Genomic DNA, 21,463 nt, shown 5'->3' with positions numbered 1-21,463 from the left:
TTTTGAATGATTAATTAACCTTTTGACAAACTGTTTTATAAATCCAAGCTAAAACTCCCAATGTTGAGAGTACACCCAATATACTTGCAAGTGTTGTCAAATTTGCGGGCATGAGACGTAATACATCTTTAGATTGCGCCAATGTAAATGGAATAGCTAACACCACACCCATTAAACAGGCACCCGCCACTAATCCACAAGCTAAGGTAAGTCCACGTTGTCTTGCTGGTTTATCAGCGGATTCTTCGGTTTGATTAGGGTGCTGTTTGCGCAAGGTTCGTTCAACGAAATAAGAAGCAAGCCCACCAAAAATTAAAGCAGAAGAGGTATCTAGCGGAAGATAAATCCCTATTCCTACGGCAAGTACCGGTAAACGCATGCCGCGAGGTTGAAGAAATCTGTCAACCAGAATACATCCTATAGCGACAAGAAAACCAATGCTGATTAAACCCCAGGGCAAATTATGATTGAATGCGCCGGCCACTAAACTCGCCATCAGAGCGGCTTGTGGGGCTGCAAGCATTTGTGAGGGATCCATATGGCGCCCTGGAGGCGAAATTCCACCGATTCCATAGGCATTAAAGAGTAGGTCTAAAGTGGGTGCTAAGACCAATGCTGAAACAATAACGCCCACTATTAATATCAGTTGCTGTTTCCAAGGTGTTGCGCCAACGATTTGTCCGGCTTTTAGATCTTGAATAGTATCGTTGGTAATTGCACAACTACTACTCACTAAGGCACCTATAATGATCGCTAAGCCTTCACCCTCGAGTAAGTGTTTAGTATCTCCAGTAAATCCGGGTGCCCAATGAAAGAGTCCTAATAACACCAGAGAAGCCAGTAAGAGTACAGACAAGGAAACACCCGAGATAGGACTTTGGCTGCTGCCAATAAGCCCTGCAAAATAACCCGACAATGAAGAGAAAAAGAAACCGGTTATCAGAATAAAAAGAATACCAATGACTAAGGTAATGATTTGTAAATGTAAGTCTAAACCAAGAGCGGGGTGGCTAATAAAGTTAAATAAAATAAAACCCAATGGAATTAAAAAAACCGCTAATAAAGCCAGGGTATAGTGAATAGGGATATCACGTTCATGTTTTGGTAATGAAGCATAACCACTCTTTTTGACCGTTTTTAAAGAGACAAAAGATGAATGGATACCCTTAATGATGGGCTTAATAAGCAATACCATGGTCCATAAGCCGCCGACCAACATCGTTCCCACACCAATAGGGCGAATATCGGATTGCCAAATACTCATGGCCAAACTATTAGCATCCGTATGGGCAGCTAAGGGATGTAAATAGCTGAAAATAGGAACACCGATTACCCAACCAATTACCACGCCGAGTAAGGTACTTAATGCGACACCTATTCCAACGATATAACCCGCAGCTAAGAGGGCGGGCTCAAAACCAAAGGTAAAACCGTAAATAAATTTATTTTCTGCTTTAAACCATACATGCGCGTTATCGGCTATGATTTGAAAGCCGCCTTGGAACAAGGCAATAATGGCGCCTAATGCCCCCCCCTGTACGAGTTCCTTGAGATTCCCTTTCGTATCTTCACTTATTTTTAAAACTTGGCCGATGGCGGTACCTTCTGGGAAACGTAAGGTCTCATCTGCTAATAAAACCCGTCGTAACGGGATAGAAAATAATACGCCTAAAGTACCACCTGTTAAGGCAATAAAAACGGTTTGCCAGTAATCAAAATGTTGCCAATAGTGGAGAATGATTAATGCAGGAAGCATGAAAGCCATTCCAGCCACGACGGCTTCTCCGGCTGAGGCGCCAGTTTGAACAATAGTATTTTCCAGAATCGATGAGTTCTTAAAAAATCGTAAAATACCCATGGAAAGGATAGCCGCTGGGATAGAGGCTGAGATGGTCAATCCTACTTTTAGACCCAGATAGGCATTGGCTGCCGCCAGAATAACAGCTAATACAATAGCTAATAGGACAGCGCGAAACGTGATTTCAGTCGGTTGTGAGGGCATAAAATCTCGCAATTATTTTTTTGAGAATCATTTTATTTATCATATTGTGCTCTTTAGGTCAAAAAAACTTACAAATAGCGCAATTGGTATGCATCGAATATGCGCCCAAAATTAGCTCCAATGACGCAACCAAAGGTAACCGCCCTGTTTCGCCGCATAAAACGTATTCGCTTGATGATACTGATACCGCTCAGACGCGAGCGAACCTCCAATCGTGGAAAAAGGAGGAAACGGCGACTCGAAGCGATGTTACAACCTGGTTTTAAAGATCAACTGGTTGAATTCAATAAGAAAGCTCAAGTTTCAATAAATTCAAAAGAATCAGAGAAGTTCAGTTTATTAATCGAGTATGCAGCAAAAATTTTTGAGAAAGATAAAAAAGATGTGAGTGCTGAGGATGTACACCTGGCTTGTCTGGATATAATAGTATTTTTACAAGTGCTGGGTGTTACCCAAGCGCCTAATGAAAATAATCTAACGCTTCTCAATACAAAACAATATATTGACCAAGACAACAAAGAAATAGAATCCTTTCTAAGCAGCGATTTAATAGAAAAGCAAGGTGGAAGGCATTTAGTCGCTAAATTCCCAGGAATTTTTTCTACAAAAGGTTTGGTGGACTATTTAAACACGATTCCTGATCCTGAAAAGAAATATTTTCCGATAAAATTGTCTTCTACTTCTCATACCTTGCTTCTCATCCGTGGTGATAGCATGTCTGAAAAGTGGATCATTGAAGATCATGGTGCACAGCTAGTTTTTTCTAGTGAGGAAGAGCAACAATTGGCTTATGCAGTGTTTTGTATGTTTGGATGTTTGCCGTCGGAGGATCACTTAACTATGAGCGTAGAGGTATATCGCTTAGGTAATCATGCCAATGACTATAATCCGTTCCCGAATCATGAGGAAGCGAAAAAGGGGTTCTTAGATAAGAGAGATAAGAAACTGCCTATGGAAAAGAGTTTTATAAAAAAAATCCTTATTTTTATAAAGTTAATTTTTCAAAGACTTGGCTTCCACATAAGCGCTCAGAGCGCAGATGATAAAGATATCATCAATCCGCTATCAGATAGCGATGGTAATAAGCTACTTGGTCAAGCAATAGTTAGTAACTGCGTAGATGCCGTTAAAGCACTAATGGTTGGACGTGACCTCGATAGTGCTATCAATGAAAATGGCGATACAGCGCTTTATATAGCAGCATCAAAAGGCCGTGCAGATATCGTTGAAGAATTACTAGTTCTTGGATGTAATCCAAACGCTAAAAATAAACAGGGTTATACACCGCTTTGTGCGGCGGTGAGACGAGGTGATATCAACATCCTAACAGTTACTAGACAATGTAGATGGTGCAGTAAATGAATATGGCCCTAAACTGCTTCGAATAGCAGCACAAGCTGACCACGTAGACGTGCTTGAAAAACTATTCAAGGCTGGATGTGATCCCAGCAAAGCTAATGAAAATGATGTCCTTCGTATACTTTGGCAACCAGTGCTGAATGGCGATACAGCTATCGTTAAAAAATTATTAGATGCTGGATGTAATCTCGGTTCGAAGCTTTCAAGTTTAAATAATGTAGCACAGTGGTCCTATAACCTGGAAATGATTTTTTTATTGCAAGGGAGGAATAAGAAGGATGACGATGCTGGTAGTACATCCTCACAAGAGGAGAATGCAGGTGTTGTTAATGGGCTAAATGCCAAATGCAATCCCAGTGCTACTGATAGTGCGTCGCTAGATGGAAGCAGTAGTGGATTACCTGGATATGCCTTAGACTTAGTTGATTTTGCAATAGATTATGCACTTCGTTTTTTTTCTACTCCTGCGCAAAAAAGTAATGGAGATAATAAAGAGGAAAAACGCCATTCTCAACTTTTCATGTCATGATTTTAGAATTAACTCAAACTGAAGAGGGGGATTGTCGAGTTGTTTATATTAATACGGCCGAAACAGACAATGCATCGTTGCCGTAAGTTATTAGAAAACGTGCAATGGATGCCTGAGCTAGATCATGTTCTGGATTGATCCAGGGCAGGGCAATATAGTTTTTATCCAATAAGTCGTTGTCTATTCGTGCCGTAGCCAGTTTAGAATGGTGCGTTGAGCGGTTTCTAGTCCAATACCTTTTGTGGCGGAGAAAAGCTGAACAATGCTGTTATTTTTTAGCTGAATGAGTCGCTGTTGAGTTTTTTTTAAAACGTTCATCGACTGCTGCCGGGTTAGTTTATCGGTTTTCGTGAGCAGGATGTAGACGGGGATTTGGTAATGCACTGCCCAGGAGAGCATGGATTCGTCGCGTTCCTTCAGGGGATGACGGCTATCCATTGTGATAATTAAGCCTTTTAGCGAATGTCTTGTTTGCAGATAATCAGAGATGACGGCTTCCCAGTCTTGTTTTTTTTGATCGTTAACGTGGGCGTAGCCATAACCAGGTAGATCGACCAGGCGTTGTTCTTCGGTAATTTGAAAAAAATTAAGTAATTGTGTGCGTCCTGGTGTTTTACTGGCTCTGGCTAATCCTTTTATACCCGTGATCGCATTAATGGCGGTTGATTTTCCTGAGTTAGATCGACCAATAAAGGCAACTTCTGATCCCTTATCGGAGGGTAATTGAGTGAGTTGAGCTGCACTGGTTAAGAAGCGCGTAGGTGGAAAAGCGAAAGTGTTCAAAGTTTATCTTCAATTAGGCGTGTATGGGTATATTTATTTTTTAACACAAATAAACTGCTTTTTACAAATTCATTTTTTTGGTAGCGGCCGTCTACGGTTAATTGTTTAAGGCATTCTAAGTGATGTTTTTTAGCCAGTGTTTCTATATAAAGGTTTGAGTGCTGATAACGCCCCGTGGTTTGTAGTTGATAAGAAGCAGTTACTTCTTCTGCTAATTCTATAGAAAAAGCGAATAATGCGTCCGTTTTTAAACGTAACGCTATGTCGGCAAATAATGTATCGAGATCACCAAAATAAACCAGTGTGTCTACGCATAAAATCAGATCATAAGCTTCCTTTAATTCCTTAAGTCCGTTTAAAATATCATTTTCAATTAATGTCGTATAACAATTTTTGGCTTTCGCTTGCGCTAACATGTTGCCTGAAATATCAATACCCGTTAGTTTTTCGGCGGTTGCTGCAAAGGGTGCACCGCTAAGGCCCGTGCCACAGCCTAAATCCAGTAAAGTATATTTTTTATTGTTTAAATAAGGTTGGATTTGCTCATATAATAATTCGGGTGTTTTATACGCTAAGGTTTCTTTTAAGTGCTGATCAAATTGCAGTGCATAATTATCAAATAGATTTTTAATATATTCAAAAGGTGGAGTTGGCGGTATTGATTGTTGAGTGAGCGCGCTCAGCATATAAGAAGCAATGGGATGATTTTTTTGAAGCGTTAGAACCTGTTGGTAATAGTTAATGGCTGTATCGTTATCATCTAATTTTAAATAAATGGCCGCTAAGTTACAGATTGCATCAATGTGTTGGTTATTCAGATTAAGTATTTTTTTAAGATCTTCAATCGCTTTATCAAGTTGTCCTGTTAGCATCAAAGCATGTGCGCGATTATAAAGTGCTTCACTATCATCAGGTTCTAAATTTAGGTACAAAGAGTAGTGCCAAATAGATTCTTTGAATTCATTTTTTTGTAATAGACTGGCGGCTAGATTGTTTCTGCTTTCTTTATGCTTAGGCTCAATGTTAAGTGCTTGTCTAAAATAATCGATAGCGCGGTCTAGTTGGTTTTGTTGAAGAGAAAGTGCAGCTAGATTATTTAGCAAAGCAGGTGAATTCGGAATGATTTCGAGTAGTTTTTTGTAATGTGTTTGTACTTTTTCTAAATCATTGGACTGCCAATAAATAGTTGCTAATTTCCAATGCGCCTGTATGAAGGACGGTTCCAGAGTTAATATCTGTAGATAGTATTTTTTTGCATCATCGAACGCATGTTTCTGATGTGCGTCGGTCGCTTGTTTAAAAAGCGTTTCAACTGGATTCATGGTGAGGCTCAATAAAAAAAAGTAGCCGTCCTTGTGCTTTGGTTAATTCCGACCAATCTTCTATTTCAAATGCTAAGCTTATAACACCTGCGGGGGGTAAAGTGATAGTTTTTGTGCTGTTACAAAGAAGGTGTGCTAGCCAGCTGAGGTGAGGGTTATGCCCGACAACACAGAGTTGCTGCGAATCTACACCATGCAGGGCACTTAAAATATCATCGGTATCGCCTGAGTAAAGAATCTCGTTTACTTTAATGATGTCGGGATTAAGCTGTAGGGTGTGGCAAAGTAGCGTTGCAGTTTGTAGTGTTCGATTGGCAGGACTGCATAGTAGATAATCAGGTAAGCAGTTTTTTTGGTTTATACTCTTCGCACTTGAATTTTCGACTGTGTTGCCGCTCGGTTCGCAATCCTCATGTATGTTATATACATTGTGGTTACTCTCCTTCGCGGCGCCTTGCCGACAATCCCATTGCTTTGAGTATAATTGCTTTGCGATATCTTCTGCCTGGAACCTTCCTAGTTCACTGAGGTTTCTGGCGCTGTCTGGCTGTGAAGCACGTGCATCATTAGCCGTTGCGTGTCGAATGAGGGTCAAGGTTTTCATTTTTATTTAATTGCTATAACGGCGACGATGGTACATACCGTCTATAAAAGTATCGAAAAAATAATCTAATTCAGGGTGTTCAACAGGGTCTGAGGTATCGTCTTTTACCAAGTTAATTTCTGCTGCATAGGCATGGTGCACTGAGCCGTGAACTAAAAGATGATACCAGGGTTGGCTTTTAGAGGGATTCCCAGGCGCATTTTTATTATACCAGCCTTCATCACCTTGAAAGCCAGCGTCGGCGTCGACAATGACGCCACGATAGCCAAACAAATTATGTTGCACAATTTCGCCAATGCCAAAACGTGCTTTGATAGTATCTGTCATATCTAAATCCTAGTTGATATTTTCATAACTTGCTATGATGGGAACGTGGTCAGATGGTTTTTCCCATCCACGTATTTCTTTATCGATTTCACAACGTACGCAATGAGGCGCTAGCTCAGAACTGCTTAGAATATGATCAATTCGTAAGCCATTATTGCGTCGAAATGCGCCAGCACGATAATCCCACCAGCTATATTGTCCTGGTTCAGTATTGAGTAAGCGAAAACTATCTTTTAATCCTAAGTCCAAGATGCCTTTTAGCGCGTTACGTTCAGCCGGGCTAACCAATACATGGCCTTCCCAGGCCGCCGGATCGTGGACATCTTTATCTTCAGGCGCAATATTAAAATCGCCGAGTACGATTAAACGCGGATGCTGGATTAATTCTTGTTGTAAATAGGCTTGTAATTTATTAAGCCAATTTAGTTTATAGATATATTTTTCGGAGTCGGGGCTAGCACCATTCGGCACATAGACATTCACGATACGTAAATTGCCGATATTGGCAATTAAAACGCGCCGTTGAATATCATCTAAGTTGGGTAAGGCGGTAAGCAGATTATGCAGCGGTGAGCAACTAAGTAGTGCAACGCCATTATAAGTTTTTTGGCCATTGAAAAAAACATGATAACCCGCTTGGCGTAATGCTTCTTCAGGAAAATGTTGATCTTCGACTTTGGTTTCTTGTAAAGCGAGTACATCGGGCTTTCGTAGTGCTAACCATTCTAATACATGGTTAAGTCGCACACGTAACGAGTTAACATTCCAGGTTGCAATCGTAAACATTTTATTCACTGGGGTTATAATAAAAGAGTTTAATACCGGTAATAAATTCGGCTGAATGCGTTATTTTTTTTAGTTCTTGCAATAAAGAAGGCTGATCTAAAAAACTTAGCGGTAATTTTAATTCAATCAATATTCCGCTACTTTGATAGTGAAAAGTGGCGGCATGAATGATTGTTTCAGGAAGGAGAGGTTTCCACTCCCGAAGCAAAATAGGTTGTAACGTCGCTCGATTAGGTAAATGGCGCGAAGGGTTTGTTAGCTCATCATCTTCCGTATCAATATGGACGGTTACATCGGTGATATCAGGAAAATTTTCTGTTAGAAGGTGTTCGACTTCTTGGCCAATATGGTGGCCTTCTGAAACGCTAAGCTGCGGATCCACTAATACATGCACGTCACAAAAGATTGAACCTGCAATTGAACGTGTACGTAATTGATGAATGGCGGCTACACCCGGAATTTTTTTTATAAACTGCCTAACTTTTTTTGTTTCCTCTAGGCTAGGTGCCGTATCAACTAGCTCTTGAATGCTATGCCAACCAAAATCCCAAGAAATTTTGAGGATCATGAGGCCAACGATAACAGCAGCCAAGGCATCTAGCTTAGGAAACCCTGCCCAGGCACCCATTACACCGAGTGCAACAGCCAAGGAGGAAGCAGAGTCACTGCGATGATGCCAAGCATTAGTCATCAATAATTTTGATTTAACGTGTTTTGCAATTCGTTTGGTCCAGTAATACAAGCCTTCATTTAAAAAAATCGATGTGATAGCAATCCATAAAACATAATGAGAGGGGATAGTGTTAACGTGAGAAGCAGCGATGGTAAAACCCGCGTCGATAATGATACCAAAGCCAGCCAGTGCTAATACTAATGCTAGAAATACTGTTGCGGCCGTTTCTATACGTCCATGCCCATAAGGATGGTCTTCATCAGCGGCTTTACTGCCAAATTTAGAGGCAATAATAACGACACCATCAATCAGTAAGTCTGACAGAGAATGGATGCCATCCGCTAATAGTGCATGCGAATGTCCAGTAATCCCAAAGATGATTTTGACTGTGGAAAGGATGACGTTCTTTAGTCCACCCCAAAGGCTGACGGAACGTACTTGTTGGTATCGACTAGATTCCATCCATATCCTACGCTGAGCCTACTTGTACGGTCATAAAAATTTCACGTTGCTGACTATGGCTAGAAACTAAATGGTGACCATGGACTCGGCACCACGCAGAGATATCGGATAAACTGCCTTTGTCTGTGCAGACAACCTCTAAAATATCACCAGCATTCAGTTGCTTGACTCGCTCTTGTACCCGAATAACAGGTAAAGGACACAATAAACGCCGTGCATCCAGTCGATATATATTCTTTGTACTAGAATTTTTGGCTGTGTTCCCGCTCAATTCGCAATCCTCATGTATGTTATATACACTGCGGTTGTTCATTTTCGTGGCGCCTTACCGAAAATCCCATTGCTGTGAGTATAATGAGTCATTATTGCTTAGGTTATTAATAATTACCCTGAAATATACCATTCTTTGCAGATCTGATCTGTAGTAAAGGGACTCACAGTGAGGGTTAGCAGGCTACCGCTTTGTGAGTGGACCTCTAAAGTCACTAAATCACTTGTTTCTGCTTGGCAAAATCGAGCGGTAATTTGTGCCGCAATGTGAATATCCTCGGCAGCTGCCTGGCCATCGATTAGCGTGAAGGGGCCACGATGGCTGATCGGTTTGATCGAGGTAAATTGTTGCTGATAACCTTCAAGAAAATGATTTTCACCTTCATCACGGCCGATAATGAGTTTGAATAGTAGGCTAGGTCGGAGATGGCGTCCTACTTTGAGCAAGACAATATCATCAAACTCATAGTCTTTTTTACCTCGATGCTGCCAAAGATCTTTGAGTTTTTTGCTGTAGTGACCATTGGTTAAAAAACAGCAACCACCCGCAGGTTGGGCATAATCGCTAAAATTAAATTGTTTTGCTAAATCAAATTGTGGTGTGCGACTACGACCAGAAAAACCATGTAGTTTTTCGCGTGCTACCCATCCTTCTCGTTCTGGCAACGTGGGCGCTAGAAATTTAGCGCAAAGTGGTCGTAGTAAGCGATCGTCCGCTTGCGATTCTCGTGCCACAATAGGCATGTTTTTTTTAAGTTGAGATTTAGGTCGCTGGCCAATGACTTCACCGGTAATGATAAAGTCAAATTGATTTTCTTCCATCCATTGTTTTGCTTTATTTACCATGAAAATTTTGCAATCTAAGCAAGGGTTAAGGTGTGTGCCATAACCATGTTTAGGATTTAATACAATTTGTTTATATTCTTGGATGATATCGATAATATGTAATTTAATACCTAATTGTTCTGCCGCCCATAACGCATTATTGCGTTTAGGCTTGTTTTCATCCGTGTTACGGATAGCGTGTGTATGACCTTCGACGCAAAACCCCGTGTAAAAGTTAATACCTTCGACATGAATACCTTGTTCTTGTACCACGCGAGCCGCTAGCATGGAATCTAGACCACCGGAAATAAGCGCGATTGCTTTTTTTATCATGGGTTTTATTATTTAAAGCTCAGGGCCTGTTCTAAATCTTGGATGAGATCCTCAATTGCTTCTACACCAACAGACAAGCGAATTAAACTATCACTAATGCCCAAATGCGCACGCGTTTCTGCGGGTACCGATGCGTGTGTCATGATGGCAGGATGATCGACAAGGCTTTCTACACCACCCAAACTTTCAGCTAAGGTAAATAAACGGCAACGTGAAAGAAAATGGCGAACGTCGTTTAAATCACCTTTTAAAACAAAGCTAATAATGCCGCCAAACTTATTTGCCATTTGTTTTTTAGCGAGTGCATGTTGAGCATGACTCGCAAGCCCAGGATAATAAACTTCGGCAGCCTTCGAATGCTTTTCTAAGTGCTGTGCAATCTGCAGCGCATTTAAGCAGTGTTTTTCCATGCGTAATGCCAATGTTTTTAATCCACGTAATGCTAGAAAACTATCGAAGGGTCCTTGTATTGCACCGGTAGCATTTTGTAGATAGCGCATTTTCTCAATGAGATCGTGATTATCGCCGACAACTACAATGCCGCCTACCATATCTGAATGACCGTTCAGATATTTAGTGGCTGAATGTACGACTAAATCACAACCCATTTCTAAAGGGCGTTGTATCCAGGGTGTGGCAAAGGTGTTATCGACGACCACGAGAATGTTGTGTTGTTTCGCAATTTTTACAGCCGCAACGATATCAACTAATTTTAATAAGGGATTAGTCGGCGATTCTATCCAGAGTAATTTAGTCTCAGGCTTTATATGGCTACTTAGATTATCAAGTTGTGTTAAATCAACAAAAGAAAATTGCAAGCCGGCAGAGCGTTGTTTCACTTGGCTAAATAAGCGCACCGTACCGCCATACAAATCATCCATGCCGATAACGTGATCACCCGGTTTTAATAACTCAAGTACGGTATTAATCGCCGCTAACCCCGAAGCAAAGGCAAATCCAGCCCGTCCGCTTTCCAGATCGGCAATACAACGTTCATAAGCAAAGCGGGTTGGGTTGTGTGATCGGGAATATTCAAAGCCTTGATGTTCGCCAGGACCTTTCTGTGCATAGGTTGAGGTGGCGTAGATAGGTGTCATCACAGCGCCTGTGCTTGGATCAGGTGATTGTCCGGCATGAATAGTGCGCGTAGCGAACTGTAATTTTTTTTCTTTAGACGTTGTCATAATGATTCAGCGGTATAGAAGTCATCGACTGTTTTTACCAGACGATGACAGATTTCATTGGCTTCTTCTTCGTTAAGAATTAAAGGCGGTAAAAGTCGTATCGTGTTATTAGCAACGACATTAAATAATAGTCGATGTTTCAGTCCTAAACGCGGTAGGTTGCGACATTCGCGATCGAGCTCTATACCAATCATAAGACCTTGGCCTCGTATTGAAATAACCTGTGTATGTTTAGAGAAACATTTTTTTAATTGCTGAATTAAATAGTCTCCGATTTTTTTTACATGTGTAGAAATATTTTCTTTTTCTAATGTATCTAGTACGGTGATAGCCACCGCACAACCCAGAGTATTACCAGCAAAGGTAGAGCCATGTTTGCCAATAGGGAACAAATTGTTGGCTTTATCGCGAGAGAGATAGGCACCTATGGGAAAACCATTGGCTAGCGTTTTAGCCAAGGTTAACACGTCAGGCATAACGTCATGGTGTTGATAGGCAAACCAAGGGCCCGTACGGCAAAGTCCAGTTTGAATTTCATCCAAAATCATCAACCAATCATGTTGGTTGCAGAGTAGGCGGATTGTTTTTAGAAACTCAGTTGTTGCTGCTTGAATACCACCATCACCTTGAACAGGTTCAAGCATGATAGCGACGATGCTTTGTTGGTGTTGTTTTACAGCTGTTTTTAAGGCGGAGATATCATTAAAAGGGATATGGATAAATCGCTCTACTAAAGGCTCGAAACCTATTTGTAAGCGTTCACTGCCAGATGCGCTGAGTGTGGCCATGGTTCGACCATGAAAGCTATTTTTCATGCAAATAACGATTGGTTCCGCAATATTTTTTTTTCGCGCATACAGGCGAGCCATTTTTATAGCGGCTTCATTGGCTTCAGCGCCTGAGTTGGCATAAAAAACCTGATCCATTCCCGACGTGCGTGCTAAAGCGCTAGCGAGCGTTTCTTGTTCAGGAATTTGATAGGTATTAGAGACATGAATCAATTTTCCAGCTTGCTCACAGAAGGTTTTGGTCACAGCGGGATGTGAGTGGCCTAAACCACAGACGGCAATTCCTGCTAAGGCATCTAAGTATTTTTCACCGTCTTTATCCCATAGCCAAACTCCTTGGCCTCGTTCAAAGGCGATCGCTAGGCGATTGGGATAAATCGGCATTAAGTTAGAAGTGGAATGTTGGGGGTTGTTTGAGTTCATTATTTGCCGAAGTTTTTGCTAGCAAAGTCCCAATCCACTAATTCCCAGAATTTTTCTAAGTATTTGGGACGGGCGTTACGGTAATCAATGTAGTAAGCATGTTCCCAGACGTCACAGGTCATTAAACAGATTTTTCCATCCTTAAAAGGGGTAGCGGCATTACTAGTGGTTTGAATGCTCAGACCCTGGCCGTCTTTAATTAACCAGGCCCATCCGGAGCCAAATTGAGCAACAGCGGCTTTATTAAAAGCTTCTTTGAATTTTTCAAAGGATCCAAATGTTTTATCTATATCGCTAGCTAATGCACCATGCGGTTTATTTTTTGTACTTTCAGGTGTCATGCTGTGCCAATAGAAAGTATGATTCCATATTTGGGCTGCATTATTGAAGATAGGGCCTGCGGGGGCTTTTTTTATAATATCTTCCAGGGATAGTTCAGCAAACTCAGTGCCTGGAATGAGTTCGTTGAGTTTATCCACATAAGCTTTATGATGTTTGCCGTAGTGATATTCTAAAGTTTCTTTAGAAAGTGTGGGCGCTAGGGCATCTAAGCTATAGGGTAGGGTGGGTAGTTCGTGTTTCATGTGCGAGATCCTCGTTTATTTTTAAAAACGCTAAAATTGCTTGCGTGATTTTAAAATCCGAGTGATCATAAGGCAAGCTTTATATGCGCTTCGTACTTGGGGCATGAAGTTTTTAATAATGTAATCAATAATGGTTGACCAGAGCTTTTGAGGCAATAATGGAAAGTAAAACACAAAATACCTTAGAAATGATTAAGCAGCAGCTTGCTGAATATACGCTTATTTTATATATGAAAGGGACGCCCGACCATCCGCGTTGTGGTTTTTCAGCACGCGTAGTGCAAGCGCTAAAGGCGTGTGGGACAAAATTTGCACACGTTAATATCTTGGAAAATAATGATCTTCGTGAGGAGTTAAAACGCTATTCACAGTGGCCGACGTTTCCGCAACTGTATTATAAGGGTGAGCTGATCGGGGGTTGCGATGTCATTGAGCAACTCTATAAAACAGGTGAGTTGCAGAAAAAAATATCAGAAACTTGATTTTAATAGATTTGCCATCTATTTTCTTGTAATTGGCAAGGTTTCTTTTTAAGCATTAGATTAACGTGATGTTTTTACAAAAAACCATTGACACCAGTCGTTGTGTTAGGTATAAAACGCAATAGTATATCTAATGCTTGATATGCAGCAATTTTCAGCAAAAATAACAAAATCTTGTGCCTGCCAAATAGCTGAAAAATCAAAAAAATAATAAAGTATATAAGGTTCTGGTAACCCGCTAAGCAAGTTTATTGTTTAGAGTTTGCGAAACAGTTAATTAAAAGAATGTATAGCGGTACCAAGACCAGGGTTGTTTAATTTTCGCCGATATCGCCTTGACAGGCAGGAATGGAAATTAAACAGCCTTGGTAGGGAATAACAAGCGATAAAGGCCGTGTTTGAATTATTTTTATGAATGCCGCCTATTCCAATTTTATCGGTGGGTTGCAGATATAAAATTAAGTTTAATGTTAAGTAGATAACCTATTAAGGAGATGGATGAGTATGAAACTCAAGACGATAGTTGCTTCACTCGTAGCACTTGGGCTTAGCGCACCTGTTTTGGCAGCGCCGTATTATATGGACACTTCGTATCAGTTAGATGTGATGCGCGACCAAGCAAATAAAGCAGATCTGATACTTGATCAAAATCAACCTGGTGGATTTGATCAGCCTTGCGGTTGGACTTGTAGAATTAACCTCAGTGGTTGGATAAACACAGATGCTTATCTTCCTAACCGCCCACCGGTTTTTTTAACGTTTAACCCAGCTTTTGTTCCCACTACGGCGGTTGCTGATCCTGGTAATTTGATCATGGTTCCTTCTTCGGGTCGAGCCAGTGATTTATTATTGAATAATGCTAATTTATTCGTTGATGCCCGCGTTAATAACTGGGTAACAGCGATGATGTCCTTAGTTTATTCTTCATTGACTGGTGTACCAGGTTCTAATGGCGTTTATAATATTGCTAATTCGCTATTTGTATACCATCCCGTTAACCGGACCAATCTAGATACAGCCTATGCGACCATCGGTAACTTCCAAGCTTCACCGATTTATCTTCGTGTCGGTAAAGAATACGTACCGTTTGGTCAGTATGATCCTTATGCGTTTGTACAAAGCGAAAACCCAACCCAGTTGTTTACTGAAATTAATCAAACTGTCGCTCAATTAGGGTTTGTTATGCCGAATGGTTTCTATGGTTCGGCTTATACTTTTGCGGGTAATCCTAAGTTAAGTGACGGTGGTTCTACACGCCGTATTCAAAACGGTGGTGTTGACATAGGGTTTGGTTTGAAATTGTTGAGTACTAAAATTAATGTAGATGCAGGTTGGATTGCTAACATTGCAGATTCTAATTTATTATCTTCCTATTATCTCAACTCCCTCGTAACAGGCGCAAGCGTACCAGGGTTACCTAATCAAAAGGTTCCTGCTTGGGATGTGAACGCTGATATGGCATTTGGACCTTTTGATGTGAATGGTCATTATGTTGCTACAACGCGCAGTTTAGCTAATCCTGTGTTTATCAATGGCTCGACGCCTTCAGGACAAACAGTTGTACCTGGTTTCTTAGGCAAACCTAATGTCTGGGGCTTAGAAGCCGGATTGACTTTCCCTGTGAAAGCACATCAATCACGTGTGGCTTTAGGTTGGCAGCAAACAACCCATTTAGCGACTTTCTTACCTAAGAAACGTATCTATATAGATTATTTGGTCAATATGGCTAAATGGTTTGATATGGGTGTTGCTGTTGTTCAAGACAGAGATTACAATGTAGGTGAAGGCGCTATTCTTGACGCCGACGGGGCTTTAGTGCATCTAGGAGCCACGAATGGTAAATCTACCTTCGGTCAATTACGTGCCAGCATTAAATTTGCTTAAACTAAATAATTAAATACGTTTATCTTCAAAGCCCACTAAAGTGGGCTTTTTTGTGCGTAACAGAGTATAAATTTAAGTAGGCGAATAGGATCGAATCATATAAAATTAAACAGTAGATTTATAAAGGTATGTCATGCTTCGCCAATTGAATATTTCCACCTATAAAATTTCGCCTGAACAAGTAAAAAACACGTTTCGTCGATTTGGTCCCTATGGTCCTGTTTACCAAGTTATAGGCATTAGTCGGGAATCAAATGAAGGTGAGATATTAATGAATATCCATATTTTTGAGACAAAGGAAAACTTAGAATATCCTTTTTCGCATATTTTAAACGATCCGTTGGAGTAACGTATTAATGTATGCACTGGCTTTTGATTTAATTGTATCGGATACCAATAAATATCATCCTAAAGGCGTTTCTCAAGCCTATAACGACATAGCGAATACATTAAATCAATTTGGGTTCAAGTGGGCGCAAGGTAGTTTGTATGTGAATGATAATGAAGATATGTCGAATTTATTTGAAGCAGTTTTTCAGTTGAGGTCATTGTCTTGGTTTCCTAAAGCAGTAAGAGATATTCGAGCATTTAAAATAGAGCAGTGGTCTGATTTCACTAAAATAATAAACAAGGGATCTGTTCGTATTCCTTCTTCTTTAGAGACAGTTTAACTAAGCTAATATGTTCGAATTATTTTTTTTCCCAGAAACCTGGATAAGCCTACTTACCTTAACCGCCTTAGAAATCGTTCTTGGAATTGACAACCTAGTTTTTATTTCCTTAATAACCAATAGGTTGCCTGTTCCGCAGCAGAAATTTGCCCGGCAATTTGGTTTAATATTGGCGTGTCTAACACGCCTCTTATTGTTAGCCACCATTACATGGATGACCCGATTTACCAACCCCCTTTTTACGCTTGCGGGACACACTTTTTCAGGGCGAGATCTGATATTAATTGCTGGTGGGGTGTTTTTATTGGCAAAGGGGACGAGCGAGCTTCATTTAAATGTCAGTTCAATCGATGAAAAAGCGGGTGCACTGCGGCGATTTTCACGGTTTTCGTTCGTTATTATCCAAATCATGCTGCTGGATATTATTTTTTCTTTAGATAGTGTGATTACTGCCGTAGGAATGGCGCAGGAATTTATAGTGATGGCGCTCGCTATTATCATAGCGATTACCTTGATGATTTGGGCCAGTGGACCATTGAGCCAATTTATTAATACCTACCCGAGCTTAAAAATTCTTGGTTTAAGTTTTCTATTACTGATAGGACTGGTATTGGTGGCGGATGGTTTTGGGTTACATGTACCCAGAGGATATCTCTACTTTGCCATTGCCTTTTCAGTCTTTGTAGAATGGTTGAACATTTTGGCTGCCCGTTGGCGGAAAAGAATAAACAAGTGACCCATTAATGGAAAATAAGCTTGCATTACCTTGTTTTTTTTGATAAATAGGAGACCCACTGCTTATTCCAAATAATAAGGTCTTTGTATGTCAAGCAAAAAGTATAAATTAACAGCACTGGCAGCAAGTGTTTGTTGGTTAGGATTACAGGGAAATGTCGCTTTAGCGGCTGATCAGACAACGAATAATGATCAACTCGTTAGAAAATTGGCGGCGCGTACCCAAGCTTTAGAGTCACAGATACAGCATCTCCAAGGTCAGGTGGCTACACTCAAGAAGAAACCGTCTCAAAGAAGAGTGGCGGGCCAGCCTCAGCCATTACAACAGCCTGATGTTAAGGTTATCGCGGATCCTAATCACCCTGTCTTTATTTTAGGTACCCCGGTGGTTAGTTCTCCTTATATTGGGATCAATTCGGAATATAATGCATCCGATTTGGTGGTCAACCAGCCTTACGTCAATGAAGATCTTTACTTGCTTCAACAACGCAAGCAGCTTTGGAACTACCTACATCCAGAAGGTAATCATCCCTGGTCTAATACCCCTATTATTAATCTGAGTGGTAAGGTTGAAGCGCAAGTTATTCATGCGGATGATTTTGGTGGAAACTTCCACAATGGATCGATAAACGATATTGATCTGACGGGTATTGAGCTTGATACCGAAATTTTAGTGAATAAATGGGTGACGGGTCTTATTGCATTTGTCTATGACAACAGCCCGCCTTCTACATCGCCACGCCGTATCGATAATTCAAATGTGTTTTTAGAGCGTGGATTTTTGACCGTTGGAAATCTGGCTGAATTCCCAGTATACGGAACTATTGGTCAGTTCTATATGCCATTTGGTCAATATTCATCAGCGATGATCAGCGATCCATTTACAAAAACCTTAGGTAGAACGAAAGCAAGAGCAATTTCTATCGGTTTCTCTAAGGAATTGAATGCGGAAAATAATTTGAATTTAGCTGCTTTTGTGTTTAGAGGTCCTACCCGGACTTCGATAGGGAATAATGGGTTGCATAATTATGGTGCAAATGTTGATTATACTTTCAAAAAACCTAAATGGAGTCTGGATTTAGCCGGTAGTTATATTCGTAGCATTGCTGATGCAGTGGGTATGCAACATAACGGCAACTCTGGAAATAATACCTTTAATGGATTTGCCACCAATGACGGAACAGAAGTACTTAACCCGGTGGGCGGTTTAGATGGACGTGGTACATTATCCGTAGGCCCCGTTAGCTTAACGGCTGAATACGTTACGGCGGCAAGCACATTTTCTGCATCAACGTTATCATTTAATCAGAAAGGTGCTAAACCCTCTGCGTTCCATACAGAAGTTGCTTATAAGTTTGCTGCTTGGGACAAGCCAAGTGCATTTATTGTTGGTTATGACCACTCTAAAGATGCCTTAGCACTGTTGATTCCTCAAAAGCGTTATAGTGCAACGGCAAGTACCTCTATTTGGAAGGACACCATCGAAAGTATCGAGTTCCGCCATGACATCGATTATAAAACAACCGATGTAGCGACAGGCAGCACAGGCTTGAATCCTATTACCGGTACCGGCAATAGTGGAAATACGGTTACATTCCAGATAGGTCTATACTTCTAACCTTTATAAACTTTTATTTAGGTTTTCAATAAAAAAGGGGCATGACTTCCGTGCCCCTTTTTGTTATGTTAATAGCATGAAAAACATGCGAAAGCGTCGTATTTTGTTAGGTATTACTGGTAGTATCGCAGCCTACAAAATCCCGGATTTAATCCGAAAACTCAAAGAACAAGACTATGAAGTCAGGGTAGTATTAACCGCTGGCGGCAGAGCTTTTGTAACACCCCTTACGCTCCAAGCTGTTTCGCAACATAAAGTTTATGAGCAACTCATGGACTCCGAGGCAGAAGCTGCCATGAGTCATATTGAGCTAGCACGTTGGCCAGATTGTATTTTAATTGCGCCTGCTACAGCGAATTTCCTTGCTAAATTGGCCTATGGTTTTGCAGATGATTTGCTGAGCACTCTTTGTTTGGCATCTCACGCAAAAATCGTTGTAGCGCCGGCTATGAATCAAGCCATGTGGGCCAATGTGGCGACACAGGCTAATCTGCGTAAACTCAAAGAGCGAGAATGTTTATTTCTAGGGCCCGCAGAAGGTAGTCAAGCTTGTGGCGATGTTGGCTTGGGCCGCATGCTAGAACCTGCAGAGATTGTAAGAAGTTTGGCGAATGTGTTTTTAGCTCCTTTTTTAAAAGACCAGCATATTTTGATAACAGCAGGCCCTACACAAGAGCCCATTGATCCTATTCGTTACTTATCTAATCGTAGCTCAGGTAAGATGGGTTTTGCTTTAGCGCAAGCTGCTATCGATGCTGGTGCAAGCGTTACACTGATTAGTGGTCCTGTTGCTTTAAAACCACCTGAAAAATGCAAATTTATTGCGGTTAAAACAGCGGCAGAAATGCAGGGAGCTGTTCAAGCGCAAATCGTTAAAAAGGATGTTTTTATTAGTACCGCTGCCATAGTGGATTATCACGTAGCCGAACCTTGCTTGCAAAAAATTAAAAAGATAGCGAATCATTTAACTTTAAATTTAAAATTAACTAACGATATTTTAGCAATGGTTGGCCAAATGGATGAACCTAAGCCGCTTATCGTTGGTTTTTCTGCTGAAACAGCGGACATATTCCGTTTTGCTGAAGAGAAGCGTTTAAGAAAAGGTGCTGATTTAATGGTCGTGAATGACGTCAGCCAAAGTGATATTGGTTTCGATAGTGATGAAAATGCAGTTACTATTTTATCTAAAGAACCGCCTATTTATTTAGAAAAGGCACCTAAAAGACTGATTGCACAGCGATTATTAGAAACTATTGAACAGCATTTAACAAAAAAAAACTAGTTGTTGAGATGTTGTGATGATCGCCTGGACTCGTTATGGCGATTGCCACGCTGCGGTCGCAATAACAGCGGAGCGTTTAACAATCCAGTGAAAGGCCTTATTTTTGGTTTGCTACGACATTTACTTTGTTTGAGTTTTGTCATGACGAATTCATGCCCACTATTTGATGATAATGAACCTTACACCCGCACGTGACAACACATTAACTAATAATTCATTTTTACTTTCTTTTGCGATTTTTTGTAATTGTTCGACATTAATGACAATGACTTGATTGGCAGATGTTATTACATCGCCGGGACGGATACCGGCATGCCAAGCCATGCTGTCTTCGTCAATATTAATCACTTCAACGCCGATCAGATGCCCTTGACCTGTAACGGTTTGGTCAAAGTTACGTAGCACCATTCCGTAGAGGAAGGGATTATCGCATTCAGCGGCTTGTTTATATTGTTTAGGATCCTTCAGTTTCAATTCAGTATTGATTGTTTTTCCTTTTCGTAACAGTCTTATGCTGACTTTATCATCGACTCTTAACATGCCAACAATATTTTTTACTTGACCCGCATTATGGATGGTTATGTTATTGATTGATTGAATAATATCTCCAGTTTGTATGCCCGCAGTTGTGGCAGGAGAGTAGGCAGGTACTTGAGTGACTAAAGCACCGTCTGTACTCGAAGGAAGATGAAATGCATTTGCTAGGGCGGGTGTTAGATCTTGAACTAAAACACCCATCAATCCACGACGTACCGAACCATATTCAGCTAATTGTTGCATAACACCGTGTGCCATATTAACGGGGATAGCAAAACCAATACCAATATTACCCGCATTGGTGTTTGATGCGAGTATAGCGGTATTGATCCCGATTAATTCACCTTTTAAGTTAATTAAAGCACCGCCTGAATTACCTGGATTAATCGGCGCATCGGTTTGAATAAAGTTTTCATAACCCTCTATACCTAAGCCCGTGCGTTGTAATGCACTAACAATACCTGATGTAACTGTTTGATTGAGGCCAAAAGGATTTCCAATTGCAGCAACAAAGTCGCCTACTTTTAAATTATCTGAGTTTCCCAATGGGATTTGGGTTAAGTGGTCTGGTGTGATAATGAGTAAAGCAATATCGGAAGCGGGATCAGCGCCTTTAAGCGTCGCTTTGAAGACACGGCCATCACCCAATGTGACGGTAATCGATTTAGCTTCATGAATAACGTGCGCATTCGTTAAAATATAACCTTTTTTGGCATCGATAATAACGCCCGAGCCCATGCTTTCAAAATGGCGTGGATAAGGGCGGCCAGGAATAGGTTGGGGCAATTGGTTAGGTGGAATATCGCCTTGCACAGAAACATTTACCACAGCGGGCATGATAGATTTTAATATTTGAGAAATGCTCGTATTATTAATTTGTTGGGCAACGCTGAAAGGCCAATTTGCAAAACAGGGAGCGTTAAATCCTATTATTAATAGTAAGCTTGCTAATAATCGGTATAATAATTTTTTCATAATTTTGTGTGGCTAAATAGCTAGC

22 protein-coding genes are annotated in these 21,463 nt (G+C 40.8%); 9 read left to right on the top strand and 13 right to left on the bottom strand.

Going from position 1 to position 21,463, the window contains the following annotated elements; all coding sequences use genetic code 11:
• Nucleotides 1–10 precede the first annotated feature (10 nt).
• Complete coding sequence (locus tag DMP02_RS06810) at nucleotides 11–2,002, bottom strand: OPT family oligopeptide transporter (RefSeq protein WP_126323389.1); 1,992 nt, start codon at nucleotides 2,000–2,002, stop codon at nucleotides 11–13.
• A gap of 246 nt (nucleotides 2,003–2,248) precedes the next feature.
• Between DMP02_RS06810 and DMP02_RS06805 the strand changes: the two genes are divergently transcribed.
• The gene (locus DMP02_RS06805) at nucleotides 2,249–3,364 is read left to right on the top strand and encodes an ankyrin repeat domain-containing protein (protein ID WP_172594004.1); all 1,116 of its coding nucleotides are present in this window, start codon (nucleotides 2,249–2,251) and stop codon (nucleotides 3,362–3,364) included.
• A gap of 49 nt (nucleotides 3,365–3,413) precedes the next feature.
• Nucleotides 3,414–3,890 carry a hypothetical protein gene (locus DMP02_RS06800; RefSeq protein WP_126323387.1) on the top strand — a complete coding sequence of 159 codons (477 nt, stop codon included), beginning with the start codon at nucleotides 3,414–3,416 and terminating at the stop codon, nucleotides 3,888–3,890.
• A 180-nt stretch (nucleotides 3,891–4,070) separates the two neighbouring features.
• Here DMP02_RS06800 and yihA read toward each other — a convergent pair whose 3' ends face one another.
• From yihA to DMP02_RS06745, 11 genes are all read right to left on the bottom strand, one after another.
• On the bottom strand, nucleotides 4,071–4,673 hold the full coding sequence (yihA, locus tag DMP02_RS06795; protein WP_126323386.1) for a ribosome biogenesis GTP-binding protein YihA/YsxC: 603 nt from the start codon (nucleotides 4,671–4,673) through the stop codon (nucleotides 4,071–4,073).
• Nucleotides 4,670–5,995 (bottom strand): tetratricopeptide repeat protein, encoded by a 1,326-nt coding sequence (locus DMP02_RS06790; RefSeq protein ID WP_126323385.1) that lies wholly within the window; start codon nucleotides 5,993–5,995, stop codon nucleotides 4,670–4,672. Before DMP02_RS06790 ends, yihA begins: the two co-directional genes overlap by 4 nt.
• Nucleotides 5,982–6,599 (bottom strand): SixA phosphatase family protein, encoded by a 618-nt coding sequence (locus DMP02_RS06785; protein WP_126323384.1) that lies wholly within the window; start codon nucleotides 6,597–6,599, stop codon nucleotides 5,982–5,984. Before DMP02_RS06785 ends, DMP02_RS06790 begins: the two co-directional genes overlap by 14 nt.
• A gap of 6 nt (nucleotides 6,600–6,605) precedes the next feature.
• The gene (hspQ, locus tag DMP02_RS06780) at nucleotides 6,606–6,926 is read right to left on the bottom strand and encodes a heat shock protein HspQ (RefSeq protein WP_126323383.1); all 321 of its coding nucleotides are present in this window, start codon (nucleotides 6,924–6,926) and stop codon (nucleotides 6,606–6,608) included.
• Between the two features lie 9 nt (nucleotides 6,927–6,935).
• A complete protein-coding gene (xth, locus tag DMP02_RS06775) occupies nucleotides 6,936–7,712 on the bottom strand; it encodes an exodeoxyribonuclease III (RefSeq protein ID WP_126323382.1) in 777 nt (258 codons plus the stop codon).
• Between the two features lies 1 nt (nucleotide 7,713).
• The gene (locus DMP02_RS06770; RefSeq protein ID WP_126323381.1) at nucleotides 7,714–8,847 is read right to left on the bottom strand and encodes a cation diffusion facilitator family transporter; all 1,134 of its coding nucleotides are present in this window, start codon (nucleotides 8,845–8,847) and stop codon (nucleotides 7,714–7,716) included.
• Nucleotides 8,848–8,854: 7 nt separating this feature from the next.
• On the bottom strand, nucleotides 8,855–9,160 hold the full coding sequence (locus tag DMP02_RS06765; RefSeq protein ID WP_126323380.1) for a sulfurtransferase TusA family protein: 306 nt from the start codon (nucleotides 9,158–9,160) through the stop codon (nucleotides 8,855–8,857).
• 71 nt (nucleotides 9,161–9,231) lie between these two features.
• Nucleotides 9,232–10,275: a tRNA (5-methylaminomethyl-2-thiouridylate)-methyltransferase gene (locus DMP02_RS06760; RefSeq protein WP_126323379.1), complete on the bottom strand. Its 1,044-nt coding sequence runs from the start codon at nucleotides 10,273–10,275 to the stop codon at nucleotides 9,232–9,234.
• An 8-nt stretch (nucleotides 10,276–10,283) separates the two neighbouring features.
• Nucleotides 10,284–11,459, bottom strand: coding sequence for a trans-sulfuration enzyme family protein (locus DMP02_RS06755; RefSeq protein ID WP_126323378.1), 1,176 nt, complete (start codon nucleotides 11,457–11,459; stop codon nucleotides 10,284–10,286).
• The gene (locus DMP02_RS06750; protein WP_197720800.1) at nucleotides 11,456–12,670 is read right to left on the bottom strand and encodes an aspartate aminotransferase family protein; all 1,215 of its coding nucleotides are present in this window, start codon (nucleotides 12,668–12,670) and stop codon (nucleotides 11,456–11,458) included. Before DMP02_RS06750 ends, DMP02_RS06755 begins: the two co-directional genes overlap by 4 nt.
• Nucleotides 12,670–13,254, bottom strand: coding sequence for a superoxide dismutase (locus tag DMP02_RS06745; RefSeq protein ID WP_126323377.1), 585 nt, complete (start codon nucleotides 13,252–13,254; stop codon nucleotides 12,670–12,672). Before DMP02_RS06745 ends, DMP02_RS06750 begins: the two co-directional genes overlap by 1 nt.
• Before the next feature lie 158 nt (nucleotides 13,255–13,412).
• Here DMP02_RS06745 and grxD point away from each other — a divergent pair, with 158 nt between their 5' ends.
• From grxD to coaBC, 7 genes are all read left to right on the top strand, one after another.
• Nucleotides 13,413–13,736 carry a Grx4 family monothiol glutaredoxin gene (grxD, locus tag DMP02_RS06740; RefSeq protein WP_126323376.1) on the top strand — a complete coding sequence of 108 codons (324 nt, stop codon included), beginning with the start codon at nucleotides 13,413–13,415 and terminating at the stop codon, nucleotides 13,734–13,736.
• Between the two features lie 498 nt (nucleotides 13,737–14,234).
• Nucleotides 14,235–15,620 carry an LbtU family siderophore porin gene (locus DMP02_RS06735; protein ID WP_232019640.1) on the top strand — a complete coding sequence of 462 codons (1,386 nt, stop codon included), beginning with the start codon at nucleotides 14,235–14,237 and terminating at the stop codon, nucleotides 15,618–15,620.
• Nucleotides 15,621–15,753: 133 nt separating this feature from the next.
• The gene (locus DMP02_RS06730) at nucleotides 15,754–15,969 is read left to right on the top strand and encodes a DUF5397 family protein (RefSeq protein ID WP_126323374.1); all 216 of its coding nucleotides are present in this window, start codon (nucleotides 15,754–15,756) and stop codon (nucleotides 15,967–15,969) included.
• 7 nt (nucleotides 15,970–15,976) lie between these two features.
• On the top strand, nucleotides 15,977–16,291 hold the full coding sequence (locus tag DMP02_RS06725) for a virulence factor (RefSeq protein ID WP_126323373.1): 315 nt from the start codon (nucleotides 15,977–15,979) through the stop codon (nucleotides 16,289–16,291).
• A 10-nt stretch (nucleotides 16,292–16,301) separates the two neighbouring features.
• On the top strand, nucleotides 16,302–17,027 hold the full coding sequence (locus DMP02_RS06720) for a TerC family protein (RefSeq protein WP_126323372.1): 726 nt from the start codon (nucleotides 16,302–16,304) through the stop codon (nucleotides 17,025–17,027).
• Nucleotides 17,028–17,114: 87 nt separating this feature from the next.
• A complete protein-coding gene (locus DMP02_RS06715) occupies nucleotides 17,115–18,644 on the top strand; it encodes an LbtU family siderophore porin (RefSeq protein WP_126323371.1) in 1,530 nt (509 codons plus the stop codon).
• An 85-nt stretch (nucleotides 18,645–18,729) separates the two neighbouring features.
• Nucleotides 18,730–19,926, top strand: a complete 1,197-nt coding sequence (gene coaBC, locus DMP02_RS06710; protein WP_197720799.1) for a bifunctional phosphopantothenoylcysteine decarboxylase/phosphopantothenate--cysteine ligase CoaBC — start codon at nucleotides 18,730–18,732, stop codon at nucleotides 19,924–19,926.
• 159 nt (nucleotides 19,927–20,085) lie between these two features.
• Here coaBC and DMP02_RS06705 read toward each other — a convergent pair whose 3' ends face one another.
• Nucleotides 20,086–21,438 carry a trypsin-like peptidase domain-containing protein gene (locus tag DMP02_RS06705; RefSeq protein ID WP_126323369.1) on the bottom strand — a complete coding sequence of 451 codons (1,353 nt, stop codon included), beginning with the start codon at nucleotides 21,436–21,438 and terminating at the stop codon, nucleotides 20,086–20,088.
• Between the last annotated feature and the right edge of the window lie 25 nt (nucleotides 21,439–21,463).

It is taken from the genome of Candidatus Rickettsiella viridis (genome assembly GCF_003966755.1).
GTDB classification, from domain to species: domain Bacteria; phylum Pseudomonadota; class Gammaproteobacteria; order Diplorickettsiales; family Diplorickettsiaceae; genus Rickettsiella_B; species Rickettsiella_B viridis.
This window is presented reverse-complemented; position numbering and strand designations above follow the sequence as displayed.